Origin of the sequence: Micromonospora olivasterospora, assembly GCF_007830265.1 — a bacterium.
GTDB lineage: Bacteria > Actinomycetota > Actinomycetes > Mycobacteriales > Micromonosporaceae > Micromonospora > Micromonospora olivasterospora.
Genome location: NZ_VLKE01000001.1, coordinates 6,131,133 through 6,151,084, shown reverse-complemented (window position 1 = coordinate 6,151,084; position 19,952 = coordinate 6,131,133). Strand labels below are relative to the sequence as shown.

At 67.2% G+C, this 19,952-nt stretch carries 4 protein-coding genes; all 4 read left to right on the top strand.

Annotated features, from left to right (window positions below):
* Positions 1–297 precede the first annotated feature (297 nt).
* Positions 298–639, top strand: a complete 342-nt coding sequence (locus JD77_RS28005; protein WP_145776876.1) for a hypothetical protein — start codon at positions 298–300, stop codon at positions 637–639.
* Positions 624–5,384, top strand: a complete 4,761-nt coding sequence (locus JD77_RS28000; protein WP_145776875.1) for a hypothetical protein — start codon at positions 624–626, stop codon at positions 5,382–5,384. The genes JD77_RS28005 and JD77_RS28000 overlap by 16 nt, the downstream gene beginning before the upstream one ends.
* 616 nt (positions 5,385–6,000) lie before the next feature.
* The gene (locus JD77_RS27995; protein ID WP_145776874.1) at positions 6,001–18,024 is read left to right on the top strand and encodes a LuxR C-terminal-related transcriptional regulator; all 12,024 of its coding nucleotides are present in this window, start codon (positions 6,001–6,003) and stop codon (positions 18,022–18,024) included.
* The gene (locus JD77_RS27990; protein WP_145776873.1) at positions 18,021–19,940 is read left to right on the top strand and encodes a hypothetical protein; all 1,920 of its coding nucleotides are present in this window, start codon (positions 18,021–18,023) and stop codon (positions 19,938–19,940) included. The genes JD77_RS27995 and JD77_RS27990 overlap by 4 nt, the downstream gene beginning before the upstream one ends.
* The last annotated feature ends 12 nt before the right edge of the window (positions 19,941–19,952 follow it).

The window sequence follows — 19,952 nt, the reverse complement described above, 5'->3', positions numbered from 1 at the left end:
TGCGCCGGTGGTCGTGGAGGGCTCGCGGCCGGTGTCGTTGGCGGAGTCGGACGGGTACCAGTCTGCGACGCCGGACGGGCGGGGGCGGGAGTCTGAGGCGCCGGCTGTGGAGGCTGACGCGTCGGTCAGGGCTCGGGTGAGGGCTGAGGTGGAGGCGGGTTTCCGGGCGGCGGAGGCTGCGGCGGGTGCGGTCGCCAACGCGGTCGGGGGCGCGGCGGGTTCTGCCGCCCGGGCCGTCGGGGCCCGGCGGGTTCTGCCGCCCGGGGTGTCGGGGGTGCGGCGGGTTCGGCTGTCCGGGTGGTCGGTGGTGTGGCGGGTTCGGTGGCCCGGTTGGTCGGGGGCAGGGCGGCTGTCGCCGCTTACAAGGCGGCCCGGGACAGGGTGCACTACGAGCGCACGTTGATCGGGTTGGCGACGGCGGGTTGGAAGTCGCGGGCTGATCATCAGGGGGCGGTGTCGTATCGGCCGTCGTTGCCGGGTCACACGCCGCAGGAGATCGCCGAGCGTAGTCAGTTGATCACGTCGTTCCATAATGTGTTGGATATTTCGTCGTTCGTGCCGGATGTGGCGGGTTGGTTGAATCGGATCACGCCGGCGTCGAAGGGTTCGTTCAGTGCGGGGTGGTGGAGGCGAAGCTGAAGTCGTCGTTGGGGAAGGCGTTCGATGAGGGGATCGCGCTGGAGACGGCTGATGGTTCGTTTGGTGTCCGGTTGTGGCCGGTGCCGGTGGGTAAGCCGGTCAGCGGTGCGGGGAACTGGGTGAAGCGGGGTAAGGGCGGGAGCACTCTTGCGGCGGGTAAGGCGGAGTTGCGGTGGTTCGCTTACCGGGAGGCGGGTGGCTCTCGGTTTGACGGGAGTTTGTTCCTTGGTGAGGTGTTGGGGGGTTATCAGGCTGGCGTGGGGGTGAAGGGCGAGGTCGGCGGCCAGGTGTTGCACTCGCGTCAGTGGGGTTCCCGGTCGTTCGTGTCGAACAATCCGGCGCGGTACCAGTTCCTGCGGATGAAGGAGGACGGTGGCCGGGTCGAGGTGGATGTGGCGTGGGTGGCCCGGGTGCAGGACCGTGCGACCGGCAGGTGGCGGGACTTCACGTTCACCACCGCCGGGGGGGATGTCCGCCGTGACACGGTGCCGTATCTGGTGGCGCAGGCGTTGTTGCCGCATGACGAGACGCTGCGGAACAATGGCGGCCCGTCGGACCCGGCGGCCACCGGTCCGGATGCGCATCCGCATCTGGTGGACCCGGACTATCTGGTGCCCAAACAGATCAGCGACCGTTCCGAGTTTCCGCTGGAGAAGCTTGACTTCGCGGTCACCAGGTTGGATCTGGTCGCGCGGGTGATGACCGTGTTGCGTCAGCAGTTGTCGCCGGACGATTTCGCCTTCTGGGGGCCGGTCGTGGAGGGCAAGCTGAACAACACTGATCTGGCGATCAAGTTGGACAAGCTGCGGTACTCGGGCGACGACATTCAGCGGATGTTCCGCATCAACGAGGTGCGTGGCGGCCGGAGTCTGAACCTCACGTTGACTGATGCGCAGATCACCTCGGTGGTCAAGCGCAGCGAGGTCGACATGAGTAACGAGCTGCGGTTCGACGACATTCGGGGAAACATCGCGCGGAGTATGGCCGGCGCGGATCGGGGGCGGCGGGCCGGTGGCGGGTTCTTCGGCCAGATCAAGATTCCCCGTGGTCTTCGCTTCGGGTTCGGGGTACGTCATCGGTGGCATCGGGGCCAGGAGGCGGGCCGTAATCACCGGGCTCTGATCACGTCGTCGAAGCGGCTCGGTGGTCTGCTGCAGGCCGTCGGTTTCGATTTCGCCCCGAAGCTCAACGTGGAGGCGACCAGCAACGGTGAGGTGACGTCCAGGATCGACAACGTGGTGGTGGACGGCGGTTCCGCCGACGCGTTGCTGGCCGCCGTGGACGTGTACCACCTGCGCCGCGCCGATGGGCAGCGGTTGTTCGTTGCCAACCCGAAACTGGTCGAGCGTATGCAGGCCGAGGTGGCGAAGCCTGACGCGGGTAGCGAGAAGAAGCGGACCCTCAGCCAGCGGATGGTCGCGTTGCTGGACGCGATGGGCGCGCCCGCGCCGCGCGTCGCGGACGGGGTGGTGGAACCGGCGAAGGATCGCCGCCGCCAGCAGTGGTGGCGTCCCGGCGCGGGTCTGGGCATGGATCACGTCGAGAAGATCGACGGTAACCGGGCGATCTACAACCGGGTCGTTCCGCGCCTGGTGGATCTGGGTTACCTGCCGGCGGCCGCGCGGGGGGAGCAGGGGCAGACCCCGTTCCAGGCGTTGGCGCAGGTGGCGGGCCCTACCGGCGCGGGTATCAACAAACCGGACCAGGCCCACCGGAACTGGGTCCGGTTGGTCGACGAGTTGGCCGACGACAATTTGCTGTCGCGTCGTGTCGACCTGTTCGGCGCGGGTGGGAGCCGGCCCGGTGTGACGATCGAGTTGCCGCATCCGGATGCGCCCACAGACCCCAGCCGGACTCTGCTCGGCGGTCTGTCCGCCGAGGTGACCGGCAGCCGGTTCGTCGAGATGACGCCGTACGAGATCCAGGTCGCGGTGACCGACATGGACATCATCTACGCGCGTAACGTCACCGGTGGCCTGACGAACGTCGACGGCGTCGGCCGGGATCCCGGGGCTCCGAATCCGGTTCCTGCGGGCGCGACGGCGCGTAGGACCACGTACCCGTCGGCGAAGCAGGGCCGGAACCTGTCCAGCTACCTGACCGCCGACACCGACGGGCAGAAGCTGCCGGCGGCGCGGTACAGGGCTGACCTGCGGTTGCACCTGTTCGGGCTCATCGGCGACGGCGAGCCCATGCAGTGGGGCAGCGTCAAGGGCTCGGCGGACGTGCTGCAACCCGACGTCCTGGCCGACCCGCCGCCGGTCGACGGCACGCCGCTGCCACCGCTGCCGGAGACCGACGAGACCGCCCTGCTCGGTGCGCCCGTCTCCCTCCCCGAGGGCACGCCGTCGGTGGCGGATGAGACCGCGCTGGTGGCCGGTCCGCCGCAGGATGGCACGCCGTCGCCGCGGACGCCTTCCGCGCTGGCCACCGAGGGTATTCAGATCTATGCGATCGCTGACCCTACCGGTTTTGCGGAGTTGTCCGCTGGTCTGGTGGCGACGGGCCGGGTGGGGGCGGCCAATGTGTGGAAGGCGTTCACTCCGTCGTTGTTCACGTCGTTGGTGTTGCGGTCGTTGTTCGGCGCGGGCACGTTGCCGGTGGGTCCGGTGACGATCGGGTTGCAGACGAGGTTGCTGGGCAGGCCGCGGGTCGACAAGTTCTGGTTCCCGTACAACCAGCAGGTTCAGGAGGGCCAGGACGGCGCGGAACAGGGCAGGATGGCCCTGGTCTACAACGACGTCATCGTCAGGGGCGGGCTGGGTCTCGACAGTGAGGCGGCCAGGTGGCTTCCGGACCGTGACGGGTGGACCGTCGGCGTCACCGGCACCGGCCGGTTCACCGTCGGCTCCGGCCAGGAGCACTCCCGGGTGGACACGCTCGGTAACTATCGCGCCGGATACCAGGACAACAAGTTCGTGTGGGTCCGCTCCGAGGTGGAGTTCACGGTCCCGGTGCCGGGTGGGCCCCCGGTCGTCCACACCGGTGAGGTTTTCGTCAACGTGCGGGTCACCGACGTGCAGCGGCACCGGGCGAAGTTCGACGACCCGTACCGTCTTGTTCCCGCCGGTGAGCCCGCCGACTCGTCGGCGCCGTTGTGGGGCATGTCGCCGCTGCCTCCGGCCAGCCTGACCGACAACCACAGTTTCTCCACGATGTGGATCGGGCAGCACACCAGCGCGGACAGCGCCTCCGGTCACGGCCCGCTGATCGCCGACCTGACCGCGAAAGCGGCCCAGCTCGGCGGTGACGATCTGGCCAACAAGGTCGCATCGCTGCCCACCTGGACCGAAGCGAGTGTGGCGCAGCTGCGCGACGGCGGTAAGGGCTGGCTGATCGAAAGCGGTGGCCGCCGCTTCTACGTGCTGATCGAGGCCCGGCCGATCGGGAAGGCGGAAAACCCGCAGGACGGCCCCACCGGTTTGAAGGTCTACCGACGCGACAACGAGGCGAACCTGAAGGCCCGCCGGGAGATAGACGGGTTCGGCTACACCGCCGCGGTCGCCGCCGGCGGTCAAGGCGTCGTACCCGACGCGGTGGTCCTGCGCGGGGGAGCCTCCTCCGGGAAATACCAGCGCAACGACGTCATCGACGGCGTGGGCGGCAACGACCTCCGGATGGAAGGAGCCCGACTCAACAAGACCGCCCAGTTCGACCAGGACGTCGTCTTCGAATACATCATCGAGGAAATCAAGTCCGAGCGTGGCGGCACCTTCGGTGCGCTACGCGGCGTCGAGGCGGTCTCCGGCGAGGTCGTGGAGAACAAAGCGGTGGCCGTGCCGCTGGAAACACTACGGCTGCGTAACCAGCCACCCGTCGGCCTCAACATCCCGCTGACCACCCGCCCGCTGGACATGTGGGACCGCGTCGCCGGCGCCTACGGCGTCAAAGCGATCTTCGACGCGGTGGACTCGACCGGCCTGCTGACCAAACAGCACGCCTACCACGTCCACCCGTCCGCCACCCAACTCACCAACGACAAACTGGCCAAGAACATCGGCCCGATGATGACCGAGCACGGGAAACAGTTCACGTCCCTGGTCTCCGGAAACGCCGCCTACGACAACGTCGACATCACCGTCCGCGCGGAACTCAACCCGAGCCTGCAGGTCTCCACCGTCTCGAAGGCCGAGCTGGAGAAATACGACCACGAAACCGTCCTGATGCAGCAGGCGAACCAGGCGATCCAACGGAAAACCCACACCCTCACCGGCGGCGCGAGCATCCCCGCCGACCCCTCCGGTGCCACCCGCGGCAACATCGACGCCACCGGCGCCTACGCGCAAGTCGGGATCACCCGCACCGACGTCACCGCCTCCACCGAGGTCCGTAACTGGAACCGGGGAGACAACCAGGTCTACCTCATCTACATCCCCGTCACCTACGACATCACCGTCCGCAAGGGCGACAAAACCGTAACCGTCACCGCGTACGGCGCGACCGAAATCACCACCACCAAAGACAACGCCCTGAAATTCGGCATCCCCGAAACCGTCCTCACCGACGCCGACAACCACGCCACCCTCCTCCGCGAACTCACCGACCCCGCCCCCAAAGTCCGCGACCGCGCCGACGACCGCGCCCTGAAATGGATCACCCAGCACCTACCCGGCGAACCCACCACCGCCCCACCGCCCCCACGATTCCCCGCCACGACACCGACACCCCACAGACACGAGCCGGCCGCACCCGGCGACTCCTCGCCCCCACCCTGCCCCCCGGATGGACCACCACCGGACCACTGACCCAACGCCCACCCACCCTGCGACCCGGCACCCGACTGTGGATCGCCCGACCCCTCGGCGCCGCCGCCGCACGCATCGACACCGACGGCACCTACCGGCTCCTGGACCCACTCACCCCCGGCCCCACCGAACGCCCCCTCACCCCCGCACAGTTCCACGACGTCCTCGACCACGCCCACGCCATCACCCTGATCGAACCCGACGTACTCACCAGCTGGCTCCTGCACCACGACAACTGGACCGCCGCACAACAATTCACCCAGGACAACCTCACCGCCCTACAGGCCGACACCACCGCGGAACAACTCGCCACCCGGACCAGCTCCACCGACCCGACGGCCCCGCTGCACCGGGCCCTCCTCGACACCATCCGCACCGGCCAACACACCACCGCCTACCAATACCTCCAATCCCCCGACCCGGCAGCCCGCCACCACGTGATCACCCAAGCCGTCGCCGCCGTCAACCCCGACAACCCGGCCACCCCCGCCGGCCTACGCGCACTGGCCGACCTCATCACCGCCGACCCGGACCCCACACCAGACGCGGACCCGCACACCACCACCGACTCCACCGTCCTACGCGCCGTGGCCGCCGTCCTCGACCCGCCACCACCATGCTGGACACCTACCGGGCCATCGCCTCCACCCGGCACACCGACCACCGCCACAACTGGCAGCCCACCCTGCACACCCTCACCAACCGGCTACCCGACACCACAGCCGCCGACATCAGCACCCTCACCGACGACATCAACGCCCGCACCGACCGCCGCCACGTCAACGAACTGCTCGACAACCTCACCGCCGAACAAACCGAAAACCTCCACACCGCGATCACCGCCTCCACCGCCAACTCCGCCGCCGACCTCGCCCGCGCCTGGCAAAACGTCACCACCCCCGACGGACTCATCCCCGCACTACCCAAACCCGCCGGCTCCTGGGCCGGCACCGTCACCACCACAACCACCCCACCCCCGCCCGCGCCCCCGCCCGCACACGTCATCCACCACCCCACACCACCCGCCCCCGACACCCTCGACCAGTGGCTGACCATCACCGACCCGACCGAATCCCACCACTACCTCGACACCCACCAACACGACCTCCTCACCGACGACACCTACCGGCGACTCCACACCCGAGAAACCCCCAGCGCACCCCACCACGCCCTACTCACCCTCGCCCAATACGGCCACATCAACGACGCCTATCAATACCTCCACGCCGACACCCCCCACGCCGACACCCCCGCTACCAGCGCCCCCACCAACCGGCAACAACACCTCACCCGCCTGCTCACCCGCCCCGAACTCGCAGACCCCACCGCCGTCAAAGCCCTCGCCGACCTCGCCTACCACCACCCCGACCCCACACCCGGCGCCGACGCCGACGCCGACATCCTCCACCTCACCGCCGGCATCCTCGACGACCAACCTGTCAACATCGACCTCGCCGCGCTCACCGACGCCCACCACAACCTCACCCCCGACCAACGCAAACACTGGGCAGACACCCTCAACACCCTCGCCACCAACACCACCACCCCCGCCCACCAAACCGCCCTCCACACCCTCGCCAACCACCTCCGCCCCACGATCGAGATCGACGCGGAACTGTGGCGGCCGAAGCCTGGCGTGGACCCGCTCGATGGCGGTGGGCCGGGGCGGCTGTTCGGTGAGTTGATCGCGGTGCGGTACGAATTGGTTCCGGCTCCGGATTCGTGGACTATCCGCCGGCGGCTGTATGTCGAGGGCCAGCCGGACGCGGTCGAGCAGGTGCAGGAGGCCACTCAGGCGGGTGTCGACGCATTGAACGAAAACCCGCCGACGTTGCCGGAGGTCGGCAAGGAGCTGCGGTGGGAAGTGCGGTTCGTGGACGATCGCGATTCGGCCCATCAGGTGGTCACGGTCGGTGCTCCGGGTAGCGAAACGAACCAGCGCCATTGGGCGGCCGGTGAAACGCCTGCGGTGTATGTGCATGAGGTGGTGCACGGGGCCGGTGTTCCGGACAGGAAAGACGCGTCGCTGATGGGCCCGCATAAGCATGACGCTGTCCTGAGTCTGTCTGCGAAGGATCTGCAGGACATCGTGGATGTTCTCAAGCCTCACTACGCGGGTGTGGTGGGCAGTGATGGACCTGCGGTACGGCCGGAGGGCGCCGCCAGCGCAGCCCAGGGCCCGGCCTCCGCGCAAAAGGTTTGGGAAGCCGGTCACGCCGTGCCACCAGGATTCCCCGGTTACGAGTCGGACGACGCCGGTGGTTTCAATCGGTTTTCGACGGTGCCGCCGGAGGCTCTGGATTTCTCGACGCCCAGGCTGTCGCCAAAGCTGGAACCGGACGAGTCTGCTGGGTCGGCCGGGGTCGTGCCGGCAGGGCAGTCGCAGGACCCTGCTGATCTCGTGATGACCGACGTCCCCAGTCCACAGCAACCCATGCCTGATGCTGCGGGAACGGGTGGGATCGATGCGCCGGTGGGGGTGCCGGATGATCGTTCGCTGTTGTCGGCGTTTGTGGCTGAAAATCCATTGTGGGTGGGGAAGTTTTTGAGGCCGGATCTGGACGCGGATCTGGCGGGGTTCTTGTCGGATCCTGACGGGGTGCGGGCGGAGTTAGGGCGGGGTGGTGGGCCGCGGCTGGCGCGGGTGAGCACGTTCTTGCAGGATCGGGTTGGTCACTGGCTGGTCGAGAGTAGGGCGGGGTTGCCGGCGGAGGTGTTGCGGCAGCGGGTTGGCAGCGGGTCGGCCGCTTCGGCGCGGCGGTTCTTGCTGCCGTCGTTGGCTGACGCCACCCGTAGTCGGATTCGTGTGGTGGAGTCCACGGGGGAAGGGCTGCGCCTGGTGGAGGCGTATGGGCCGTCGGAGGGTCGGCGGGTCACCCTGCTGGACGACCCCGACAACCCGGGCCACTACATCCCCGCCGGCGTCGTCACTCGAGAAGACGTGGTTGGCTTCCGGCCCGTCAAGGGTGGTCCCAGTCTCCGTGCGTGGCTGGCGGACAGGAGACTCCTAGCCGGGATTGAACTGCTCGACGAGGGGCGGACGGTTGAGGTGATCAAACTGCCCCGCGAGGGGCCGGCTGAGGGGCCGTTGAGGGATTGGGTGAACGACTGGGTCAAATCGCTGAATGTCTTGCGCGGCCCCCACGGCCATCCCTACAGCCCCCTTTTGGTGGACCTCTGGTCCGGTGGCCTCATCAGCGAAGGGTCAGTGACGCTTTCTTGGGTGGACGAGCCGCAGGTGGACGGAGGCGGGGAACAGCAGGGTCCTGACCCAACGGCGCGGGAACGGTGGCTAGAGGAGCGGGAACAGTGGCTGGAGAGAATGGTCGCCTTCCAGCCCGGCGACAATGGCCCAAGCAACCTGAAGGAGTTCCTGGAAAGCCAGCAGGAGCGTCCGGAGTGGATAAGCCTAGAAAGACGCGGTCGACTACTAAACGAGCACACGAGGCACTTGCTGAGAGATTGGGCCCGAACGAAGAAGGCCCTTACCCAAGCCGACGTAGCCACGCTGTCCGGCGACCTCATCAGCCAGGCGGGGGTCTACAGGGCGTGGAAGGAGGACGCGGGCGGGTCACAGCCGTATTCTGGCCCGCTACCCGAGGGGTTCGGGGCGCCGAGCGGGTCACATCCGCGTCCTCGCCAACTGAACGACGAAGAGAATCGCCGGCTGAACGACGAAGAGATCAGAGTGCTGTCCTACGTGGCGTTGGGAGAGACGAATTCCGAAATAGTGGCCCGGCTTGGGCTAACCCTGGCAAGCGTAAAGTGGCGCGTCGCCGAGGTGAACCGTAAGCTGCGCGTGGAGAAGCAGCTGGGTGCTGTGCAGAAGCGGCTGAGTGCTGTGGCCGAGGCCCGCCGGCTCGGATGGCTGCCTGCCGACAATGCTGCGCAGGGCTCGGCCAGTGTGGCGGCTTCGGGAGGGGCGGCTGTCGGTGGCGGCACTGGGTTGGTTTCTGTCGTGGGGCCGGACCAGTCGCACCAGGCTTCACCGTTCTCGGGGGAAGCGATCGAGGCTGTCGCAGATCGGTGGCAGCCGATGCCTGGTCGGCCAGAGGTGGACTCTGGTGGCCGGGCGGGGTCGGAGTTGTCGGAGGGGGAGGAGGCCCCGCCTTCGCAGGACATCGAGATGACCGGCAACTTCAGTCCACATTCTTCGCCGGGCGCCATGTCGGAAAGGCGTCTGGTGGCTCCGGTGGCGGACATGGGTGGGGTCGACGCGCCGGATCCGGCCAGTGTGGCGGCTCTTGAGCACGGTGCCGGGCAGTCGGCCGGCGGTGAGGGCGGGGGTGGGCAGTCGCCGGACACTTCTGATGTCGAGATGACCGACGTCAGTCCACAGCAAGCCTTGCCTGGCGCTACGGAAACGGGTGCGATCAATGAGCCAGACCCGTTCCTTGGGGCAGCTTTCGGAAGCGATGGCCTGCCTGTTCAGGACTATTCGGCTTTGGATGGGCCTGAGCGGAGCCTTGGCGGTCGAGCGTGGTCGCCAACGGCGGACGAGTTGGCGACCGTGGCCCTGCGCGACATCGAGATGACCGGCCGGTTCCCGACGGCCCCGGTGGCGATGTCCACCGACTTCGGCCAGTCGAGCATCGACGATCAGGTCGGCGAAAACCTCGGCGCCTCGCACGAGCCACCCACCACCCCCACCACACTCCACCCCGACCAACCCCAACCCCAACCCACTGCGGGTAGCCAGTTGGCGCGCGCCCGGGCGGCGGCCCAGGAGCTGTTCGACCGGCACATCGCCACCGCAAGGCAGAAGGCAGCTCTGGGGGGGTTGTGGAACGCCCTGATCGGCCATATGGACGAAAACGGGAATATTGCCGTCGGGTCGTCAACCCTCGCTAGGGAGACATCCACAAAGCAGCCGACGGTGAGTAGCCGGATCAAGGTATTGCTCGGCAGTGGTCTGCTGCAGCGGGCCGATGAAGGTCACAGTGGCGGGGTGGCGCGGTACCGGGTGGGCGATCCGGATCAGCCATCGTTGCCGAACCTTCCTGAGGGCCGCCAGTGGGTGCGCGACAAGGACGAGGCCCGGGAGCTGTTCGACCAGCACGCCGGCCACATCGCCACCGGAAGCCAGGTACCTCTGAAGAGGTTGTGGAACGCCCTGATCGCTGTCATGGAAGACGGGATCATCACCGCCAGTGAGGCAGACCTCGCCAAGAAGGCATCCACAGAGCAGCAGAGGGTAAATGACCTGATCAGGGTATTGCTCGACAGGGGTCTGCTGCAGCTGGACCGGCAAGGTCAGGGTGGCAGGGCGGCGCGGTACCGGGTGACCACTCCGGGTCGGCCACCGCTGCCGGCCCTTCCTGCGGGCCGCCGGCGGGTGCACGGCCGGAATGAGGCCCGGCCGCTGTACGACCAGCACGTCGCCCCCACAATGCGGCAGCCGAAGCCGCTGCGGGCGTTCTGGAACGAGCTGATCAACGTTATGGACGACAACGGGATCATCATCGCCAGCGGCCTCGTCGGGCGAGGCATATCGAAGTCGACGGTAAGTCGGCACATCCAGAAATTGCTCGGCAGCGGTCTGCTGTATCTGGTCCAGGAAAGTCGCGGTACCGCGGCGGCGGTGTACAGGGTGAGCGATCCGGGTCGTGAAGTTGAGATTGATGCGGAGCTGTGGCGGCCGAAGCCTGGAGTGAATCCGTTCGCGTTAGAGGATGTCCCGTTCGACGGCTCGGGAGTCCGGGGCGGCAAGGGTGGGCCGGGGCGGCTGTTTGGTGAGTTGGTCGCGGTGCGGTTTGCGCTGGCTGATGGGGATGAGTGGCTCATCCAGCGGCGGTTGTATGTGAAGGGTCCAAAGGACGCGGTTGAGCAGGTGATGCGGGACACTCTGGCGGGTGTCGACGAGTTGAACAAGAGCCAGTTGAAGTTGCCGGAGGTCGACAAGCCGCTGCGGTGGGAAGTGCGGTTCGTGGACGATCCCGACCTGGCCCATCAGGAGGTCACGGTCGTTGCCGCGGGTAGCGAGACGGATCAGTGGCGTTGGGCGGCCGGTGCGAAGCCTGCGGTGTATGTGCATGAGGTGGTGCACGGCGCCGGTGTTCCCGACAGGGAAGACGCGTCGCTGATGGGCCCGCATAAGCATGACGCTGTCCTCAGTCTGTCCGAGAAGGACCTGCAGGACATCGTGAATGTACTCAAGCCCCACTACGCAGGTGTGGTAGGCAGCAATGGACCTGCGGTACGGCCGCAGGGCGCAGCCAGCGCGGCCCAGGGCCCAGCCTCCGCGCAAGAGGTTTGGAAAGCCGGTCACGCCGTGCCACCAGGATTCCCCGGTTACGAGTCGGGGGATGACGGTGGGTGGGATCCATCGACGGTGCCGCGGGACGAGCTGGATCTCTCGACGCCCAAGATGCCGCCGAAGGACCTGGAACCGGGTCCACAGCAACCCGCGCCCGACGCCGCAGGCCCGGATGCAATCCACGCGCCGGATCCGGCCCACGCGGCGGAGGAGCCCACGGCACAAGGGCTGCTCCCGGTGGAGGCGTACGTCACCCGAGAAGCCGTGGTTGGCTTCCGGCCCGGCGCGGACGGTGAGAACCTCCGTGCGTGGTTGGCGGACAGGCTCCCAGCCAGGCTTCTGCCCGACGTGGGGCAGAGGGCTAAGGGGACGTTGAGGGAGTGGGTGGACGACTGGGCCAAATCGCTGAATGGTCAGCCCGACCCCGACGGCTTTTTCTACAGCTTGCGGTCGGTGGTCTCTTGGTCCGGTGGCCTCATCAGCCACAGTGCGGTCGCGAGGTTGTGGCGGAAGAAGGACGCGGGGTCGCAGTCGGGTCCGGTCAGGCTGACCAAGGAGCAGAAAAAGCTGCTGAAGGAGATGGTCGCCTTCGAGCCCAGCCACGGCGGCCCCCGCAACCTCCTCGAGTTCCTGGAGACGAAGGCAAAGCTTCCAGAAGGGATATCTCTGAAAAGGAAACACAACGTACTGAACGACACGACGGCGTACTTGATGCAAGAGTGGGCCCGAAGGGTGGAGAGGCGGCGCACCACCGCCGGCGGCGATCGCATTTCGATGAAGACGTTGGCTGCCGGCCTCATCAGCAAGAACGCGATCCGCGAAGCGCGGAGAACGGGCAGGGCGGCTGTGGTGGGGGGTGTGGGCGGGGGCGGGCAGTCGCAGGACACTGCTGATCTCGAGATGACCGGCGTCCCCGGTCCACAGCAACCCTTGCCTGGCGCTGCGGGAACGGGTGCGATCGATGCGCCGGGTCCGTTCGGTGGGCAATGGGACCTTGGCGGTCGGGCGTGGTCGCCGGCGTCGGAGGAGTTGGAGGGCCTTGCCCCGGGCGACATCGAGATGACCGACATCCCCAGTCCACAGGAGGGCCCGCGGGTCACCCTGCTGGACGATCCCGACAATCCCGGCCACTACCTTCCCGCCACGATCATTCGGCAGGATGTGGTTGGCTTCCGGCCGGTGGAGGGCGGTCGCAACCTCCGTGAGATGTTGGCGATCAGGCAACTCCCAGACGGGATTGAACTGCCCGACGAGGGGCAGACGGCTGAGGAAACGCTGAGGGAGTGGGTGAACGACTGGGCCAAATCGCTGAATGGTCAGCCCGGCCCCGACGATCGCCCCTACGACCCCGATTCAGTGGAGTTTTGGTCCGGTGGCCTCATCCCCCAAACTTCGGTCTGGAATTTGTGGCAGAAGATGCCGGACGTGGGTGGGTCGCCGATCCAGTTGATCCAGGAGCAGAGCACCTCCCGCGACGGCATCGAGATGACCGACTATCCCGGTCCACAGCAACCCTCGCCTGGCGCTACCGCCTGGGATGGGATCGATGCGTTCGATCCGGCCGGTGTGTCGGCTTCGGGGGGGTCGGCTGTCGGTGGTGGCGCTGGGTTGGTTTCTGTCGTGGGACCGGACCAGTCGCACCAGGTTCCACCGTTTTCGGTGGAGGCGATCGAGGTTGATGCAGATCGGTGGCAGCCGCTGCCTGGCGGGCAGCGTGTCGACGCGGCGGAGGTCGATGCGCCGGGCCGGGCTGGTGCGATGGCTTTCGGGGACGACGGTCCGCCTCCCCTGAACTACGTGGCTTTTGGCGAGGGTGGGGCCGATCGTGGTCGGCTAGAAGTGGACCCTGGTGGCCGGGTGTTGTCGGCATTGTCGGAGGGGCGGGACACCCCGTCTCCGCAGGACGCCGAGATGACCGGCTACTCCAGTCCACAGCATTCTTCGCCGGACGCCACGGGCATGGGTGGGATCGACGCGTCGGGTCCGGCCGGTGTGGCGGCTTCCGGGGGTGGTGACGTTCCTCCCCTGGGCTATCGGGCTGCTGGTGAGGATGGCCGGGCGTGGTCGGCGTTGTCGGCGTTGGTGGCTGAGGATCCGGCGGGTGTGGGGAAGTTGTTGGGTTCGGTTCTGGACGCGGATCTGGTGGAGTTCTTGTCGGTTCCTGATGGGGTGCGGGCGGAGTTGGGGCGGGGTGGTGGGCCGGACGGGGCGCGGCTGGCGCGGGTGAGCACGTTCTTGCAGGTCCGGGTGGGTCGCTGGTTGGCCGAGAATAGGGCGGGGTTGCCGGCGGAGGTGTTGCGGCAGCGGGTTTTCCTGCCGTATTTGGGGCAGCGGGCGCAGGAGCTTCAGGAGCAGGATCCCGCGCAGGTGCTGCGGTTGTTGCAGGCGGGTGTCGGTGACCGGGTCGTTGACGCGCGTTTCCTGGATCCGGTGGAGATCGAGAATCGGTATACCGCGGCGCGTGCCGAGCTGGGGCTGATGCTGGCCCCGTGGACGGATGTGCCGCAGGAGCGGTTGGATTTCCTCAACGCCCATGACCGTGGTTTCTTGATGGGGGAGCGGTTCTTGCTGCCGTTGTTGGCTCACGCCGCCGGTGTTCGGATCACTGTCCTGGAGTCTGCGGGGGAAGGGCCGCGCCTGGTGGAGGCGTATGGGCCGTCGGAGGGTCGGCGGGTCACCCTGCTGAACGACCCCGACAATCCCGGCCACTACATTCCCGCCACGATCATTCGGCAGGATGTGGTTGGCTTCCGGCCGGTGGAGGGCGGTCGCAACCTCCGTGAGATGTTGGCGATCAGGCAACTCCCAGACGGGATTGAACTGCCCGACGAGGGGCAGACGGCTGGGGGGACGCTGAGGGAGTGGGTGAACGACTGGGCCAGGTCACTGAATGGTCAGCTTGACCCCGACGGCCACCACCCATACGTCACATCTTCGGTGGCTCGTTGGTCCGGTGGCCTCATCCCCCAATCTTCCGTCCAGGATTTGTGGCAGAAGATGCCGCAGGTGGACTTGGGCGGGTCGCAGCCGGGTCCTGTCCAGTTGACTGCGGAGCAGGATCTGCTGCGGAAGATGGTCGCCTTCAATCCCGGTGACAATGGCGCCAGCAACCTGAAGGAGTTCCTGGCGACGATCGAGATTCCAGAGGGGATATCTCTGGAAAGGAGATATGGGGCACTAACCGGGCGGATGGGGTACTTGGTGGAAGAGTGGGCCCGAATGATGAAGGACAAGCTCGTCGCCAGCGGCCGCCCCGGTATTTATTCGATGGACCTGCTGTACAACGACATCGCCACGCTGTCCGGCGGCCTCATCAGCAAGAAGAGGGTGCGCCTAGTGTTGAGTGCGAACGCGGGCGGGTCACAATCGCGTTCTGGCCAGCTACCCGAGGCGTCCGGGGCGCCGGGCGTGGGCCAGGCGCAGTTGCCTTTCGGCCAGGATGCCAGCGCGAGCGGGGCGGCTGTGGTGGGGGGTGTGAGTCAGGGGCCCGGGGCCGGACAGTCGACCGGCGGTATGGGCGAGGGCTGGCGGTCGCAGCACACTGCTGCTTTCGAGATGACCGACAACCCCAGTCCACAGCCCTCTTCGCCGGATGTCATGACCATGGGTGGGATCGACGCGTCGGATGCGGCCAGTGCGGCTTCCGGGGATGGTGACCTCCCTCTACTGGGCTACCGGGCTTCTGGTGAGGATGGCCGGGCGTGGTCGGCGTTGTCGGACGGGTGGGATACCCCGTCTCCGCGGAACATCGAGATGACCGACTACTCCAGTCCACAGCATGCTTCGCCGGACGCCACGGGCATGGATGGGATCGACGCGCCGGATCCGGGCCATGCGGCGGCTTCCGAGGGATCAGCTGTCGGTGCTGGTGCTGGGGCTCCTGCCGTGGGACCGGACCAGTCGGCGAAGCCGGTAATCCTGACGCCGGAAGAGATCCGAGTGCTGGACCACATGGCGACGGGCCTGACTTATGCCGAAATCGGGAAGCTGATGGGCGGCCGAAGCGGGCGTGCGGTAAGCAAAATGGGGCGCCGGCTAAACCATGAGCTGGGCGTAGGCACTCGGTGGGAGGCCGTGGCCGAGGCTCGCCGGCGCGGACTGCTGCCCGACAGTACCGTGCGGGACGTGGCCAGTGCGGCGACTTCCGGGGGGCCAACTGTCGGTGCTGGTGCTGGGTCGGCTTCTGCCGTGGGACCGGGCCAGTCGGCATCGGGGCCGCACCTGACGCCGAGGCAGAAGGAGGTCCTGCACCACGTGGAGTGGGGCAGGGAAACCTCCGACATCGCGGAGCAGCTCGGGTTGAGCAAGGAGACGGTAAGGGACCACCTGAACTGGGCGATGCGTGCGCTGGGCATGCGTGGGCTGGGCAAGAAGCGTTGGCGGGACGTCGCCGCCGAGGCCCGCCGGCTCAATCTGCTGCCCGGCGATGCCCCGGTGGCGGCTTCCCGGGATTCAGCACCGGGCCAGTCGGCATCTGACGTGAAGCTGTCGTCGACTCAGCTCAGCGCGCTTTATCGCGTGGCGGCGGGCCGGACAACGGACGTGAGGGTCATCGGGCCGGAGATCGGGCGAGCGCCGATTACGGTGGGGGACCAGCTGCGGCTGGCGGCAAAGGAGCTCGGCGTCGACAGTTGGGAGGCGGCCGCGGAGAAGGCCCGCGAGCTCGGACTACTGCATCTGCCGCCGGTTGAGATTGATGCGGAGCTGTGGCGGCCGAAGCGTGGTGCGCATCCGTTCGATGATGACAGGCGTGGGCCGGGGCGGCTGTTTGGTGAGTTGGTCGCGGTGCGGTACGAGTTGGTTCCGGGTCTGGATCGGTGGACTATTCGGCGGCGGCTGTATGTGGAGGGCCAGCCGGACGCGGTGAAGCAGGTGCAGGAGGCCACTCAGGCGGGTGTTGCCGAGCTGAACAAGAGCGAGCCGACGTTGCCGGAGGTCGACAAGCGGCTCTGGTGGGAAGTGGAGTTCGTGAACAATTCCAAGCTGGCCCATCAGGAGGTCACGGTCGTTGGGGCGGGTGAAGAGACGGATCAGTGGCGTTGGGCGGCCGGTGCGAAGCCTGCGGTGTATGTGCATGAGGTGGTGCACGGGGCCGGTGTTCCGGACAGGAAAGACGCATCGCTGATGGGCCCGCATAAGCATGACGCTGTCCTGAGTCTGTCTGCCGAGGATCTGCAGGACATCGTGAATGTTCTCAAGCCTCACTACGCGGGTGTGGTGGGCAGTTTTGGTCCTTTGAAGCGGCCGCGGGGCGCGGCCAGCGCGGCGCAGGGCCCGGCCTCCGCGCAAAAGGTTTGGGAAGATCGTCACGCCGTGCCACCAGGATTCCCCGGTTACGAGTCGGACGATGCCGGTGTGGGGGATCCATCGACGGTGCCGGGGGAGGCTCTGAATTTCGCGACGCCCAGGTTGTCGCCGAAGGACCTGGAACCGGGTCCACAGCAACCCGCGCCCGACGCCGCAGGCCCGGATGCGATCCACGCGCCGGATCCGGCCCGTGCGGCGGAGGAGCCCACGGCACAAGGGCTGCTTCCGGTGGAGGCGTACGTCACTCGAGAAGCCGTGGTTGGCTTCCGGCCCGGCGCGGACGGTGAGAACCTCCGTGCGTGGTTGGCGGACAGGCTCCCAGACGGGGTTCTGCCCGACGAGTGGCAGGGGGCTGAGGAAACGCTGGGGGAGTGGGTGAACGACTGGGCCAGATCGCTGAATGGTCAGCGCGGCCCCGACGATCGCCCCTACGACCCCGATTCAGTGGAGTTTTGGTCCGGTGGCCTCATCCCCCAAACTTCGGTCTGGAATTTGTGGCAGAAGATGCCGGACGTGGGTGGGTCGCCGATCCAGTTGATCCAGGGGCAGAGCACCTCCCGCGACGACATCGAGATGACCGACTATCCCAGTCCACAGCAACCCTCGCCTGGCGCTACGGGCTGGGAGGAGACCGATGCGTTCGATCCGGCCAGTGTGTCGGCTTCGGGGGGGTCGGCTGTCGGTGGTGGCGCTGGGTTGGTTTCTGTCGTGGGACCGGACCAGTCGCAGCAGGCTTCACCGTTTTCGGTGGAGGCGATGGAGGTTGATGCAGATCGGTGGCAGTCGCTGCGCAGCGGGCAGGGTGTCGACGCGGCGGAGGTCGATGCGTCGGGTCCGGCCAGTGTGGCGGCTTCCGGGGGTGGTGACCTTTCTCTCCTGGGCTATCGGGCTCCTGGTGAGGATGGCCGGGCGTGGTCGGCGTTGTCGGCGTTGGTGGCTGCGGATCCGTCGGGTGTGGGGGGTTGTTGGGTTCGGTTCTGGACGCGGATCTGGTGGGGTTCTTGTCGGTTCCTGATGGGGTGCGGGCGGAGTTGGGGCGGGGTGGTGGGCCGGACGGGGGGCGGCTGGCGCGGGTGAGCACGTTCTTGCAGGGGTGGGTTGGTTACTGGTTGGACGCGAATAGGGCGGGGTTGCCGGCGGAGGTGTTGCGGCAGCGGGTTTTCCTGCCGTATTTGGGGGAGCAGGCGCGGGAGATTCAGGAGCGGGATCCCGCGGGGTTGTTGCGGTTGTTGCGGGAGGGTGTCGGCGCCCGGGTCGTTGACGCGCGTTTTCTGGATCCGGTGGAGATCGGGGATCGGTATTCGGTGGCGCGTGCCGAGTTGGAGGACGCGGGGTGGGCGCTACCCCCGTGGACGGATGTGTCGCAGGAGCGGTTGGATTTCCTCAACGCCCATGACCGTGGTTTCTTGGTGGAGGAGTTGTCGCCGCTGTCGGCTCAGGCGCATCTGGTGGGCCTGTGGACCTCTTCCGATGGGCCGTTGCTGGATGAGGAGTTCGATGCGGTTTCTTCCGCTGTCGTCGGTTGGGGCAGCGGCTTGGCCGCCTCGGCGGGGCGGTTCTTGCTGCCGTTGTTGGCTCACGCCACCCTCAGTCGGATTCGTGTGGTGGAGTCCACGGGGGAAGGGCTGCGCCTGGTGGAGGCGTATGGGCCGTCGGAGGGTCGGCGGGTCACCCTGCTGGACGACCCCGACAATCCCGGCTACTTCATTCCGGCCACCATTACTCGGCAGGACGTGGTTGGCTTCCGGCCCGTCAAGGACGGTCCCAATCTCCGTGCGTGGTTGGCGGACAGGCAACTCCCAGACGGGATGCGTCTGCCCAACGAGGGGAAGCCGGCTAAGGAGACGCTGAGGGAGTGGGTGAACGACTGGGTCAAGTCGCTGAATGGTCAGCCCGACCCCGACTACTACCCCTACGGCCCATCTTCGGTGGCGCGTTGGTCCGGTGGCCTCATCCCCCAAACTTCGGTTTCGTATTTGTGGCAGAAGATGCCGCAGGTGGACGTGGGCGGGTCGCAGCAGGGTCCTGACCCAACGGCGCGGGAACGGTGGCTGGAGGAGCGGGAACAGTGGCTGGAGAAGATGGTCGCCTTCAAGCCCGGCGACAATCGCGCCAATAACCTGAAGGAGTTCCTGGAGACGCAGCAGCAGCTTCCAGAGTGGATAAGCCTAGAAAAACGCGGTCGACACCTAAACGAGCACACGGGGCACTTGGTGAAAGATTGGGCCCGGAGGAAGATGAGCCAGCTCGTCGCCGACGACCGCGGTATCAATTCGCTGTACGTCGACGTAGCCACGCTGTCCGGCGGCCTCATCAGCAGGACGGCGGTCCAGAGGGCGTGGAGGGAGTACGCGGGCGGGTCACACCCGCGTTCTGGCCAGCTACCCGACAATGCTGCGCAGGGCTCGGCCAGTGGGGTGGCTTCGGGGGGGTCGGCTGTCGGTGGTGGCGCTGGGTTGGTTTCTGTCGTGGGACCGGACCAGTCGCACCAGGCTCCACCGTTTTCGGTGGAGGCGATGGAGGTTGATGCAGATCGGTGGCAGCCGCTGCGCAGCGGGCAGGGTGTCGACGCGGCGGAGGTCGATGCGCCGGGCCGGGCTGGTGCGATGGTTTTCGGGGACGACGGTCCGCCTCCCCTGGACTACGTGGCTTTTGGTGAGGATGCGGCCGATCGTGGTCGGCTAGAGGTGGACCTTGGTGGCCGGGTGTTGTCGGAGTTGTCGGAGGAGCGGGAGACCCCGTCTCCGCAGGACGCCGAGATGACCGGCTACTCCAGTCCGCAGCGTTCTTCGCCGGACGTCACGGGCACGGGTGGGATCGACGCGTCGGGTCCGGCCGGTGTGGCGGCTTCCGGGGATGGTGGCGTCTCTCTCCTGGGCTATCGGGCTCCTGGTGAGGATGGCCGGGCGTGGTCGGCGTTGTCGGCGTTGGTGGCTGAGGATCCGTCGGGTGTGGGGGGTTGTTGGGTTCGGTTCTGGACGCGGATCTGGTGAGGTTCTTGTCGG

Coding starts and splice junctions, on each gene's coding strand:
- JD77_RS27995 (WP_145776874.1), top strand. CDS start 6,001: ATGCTGGACACCTACCGGGCCATCGCCTCCACCCGGCACACCGACCAC.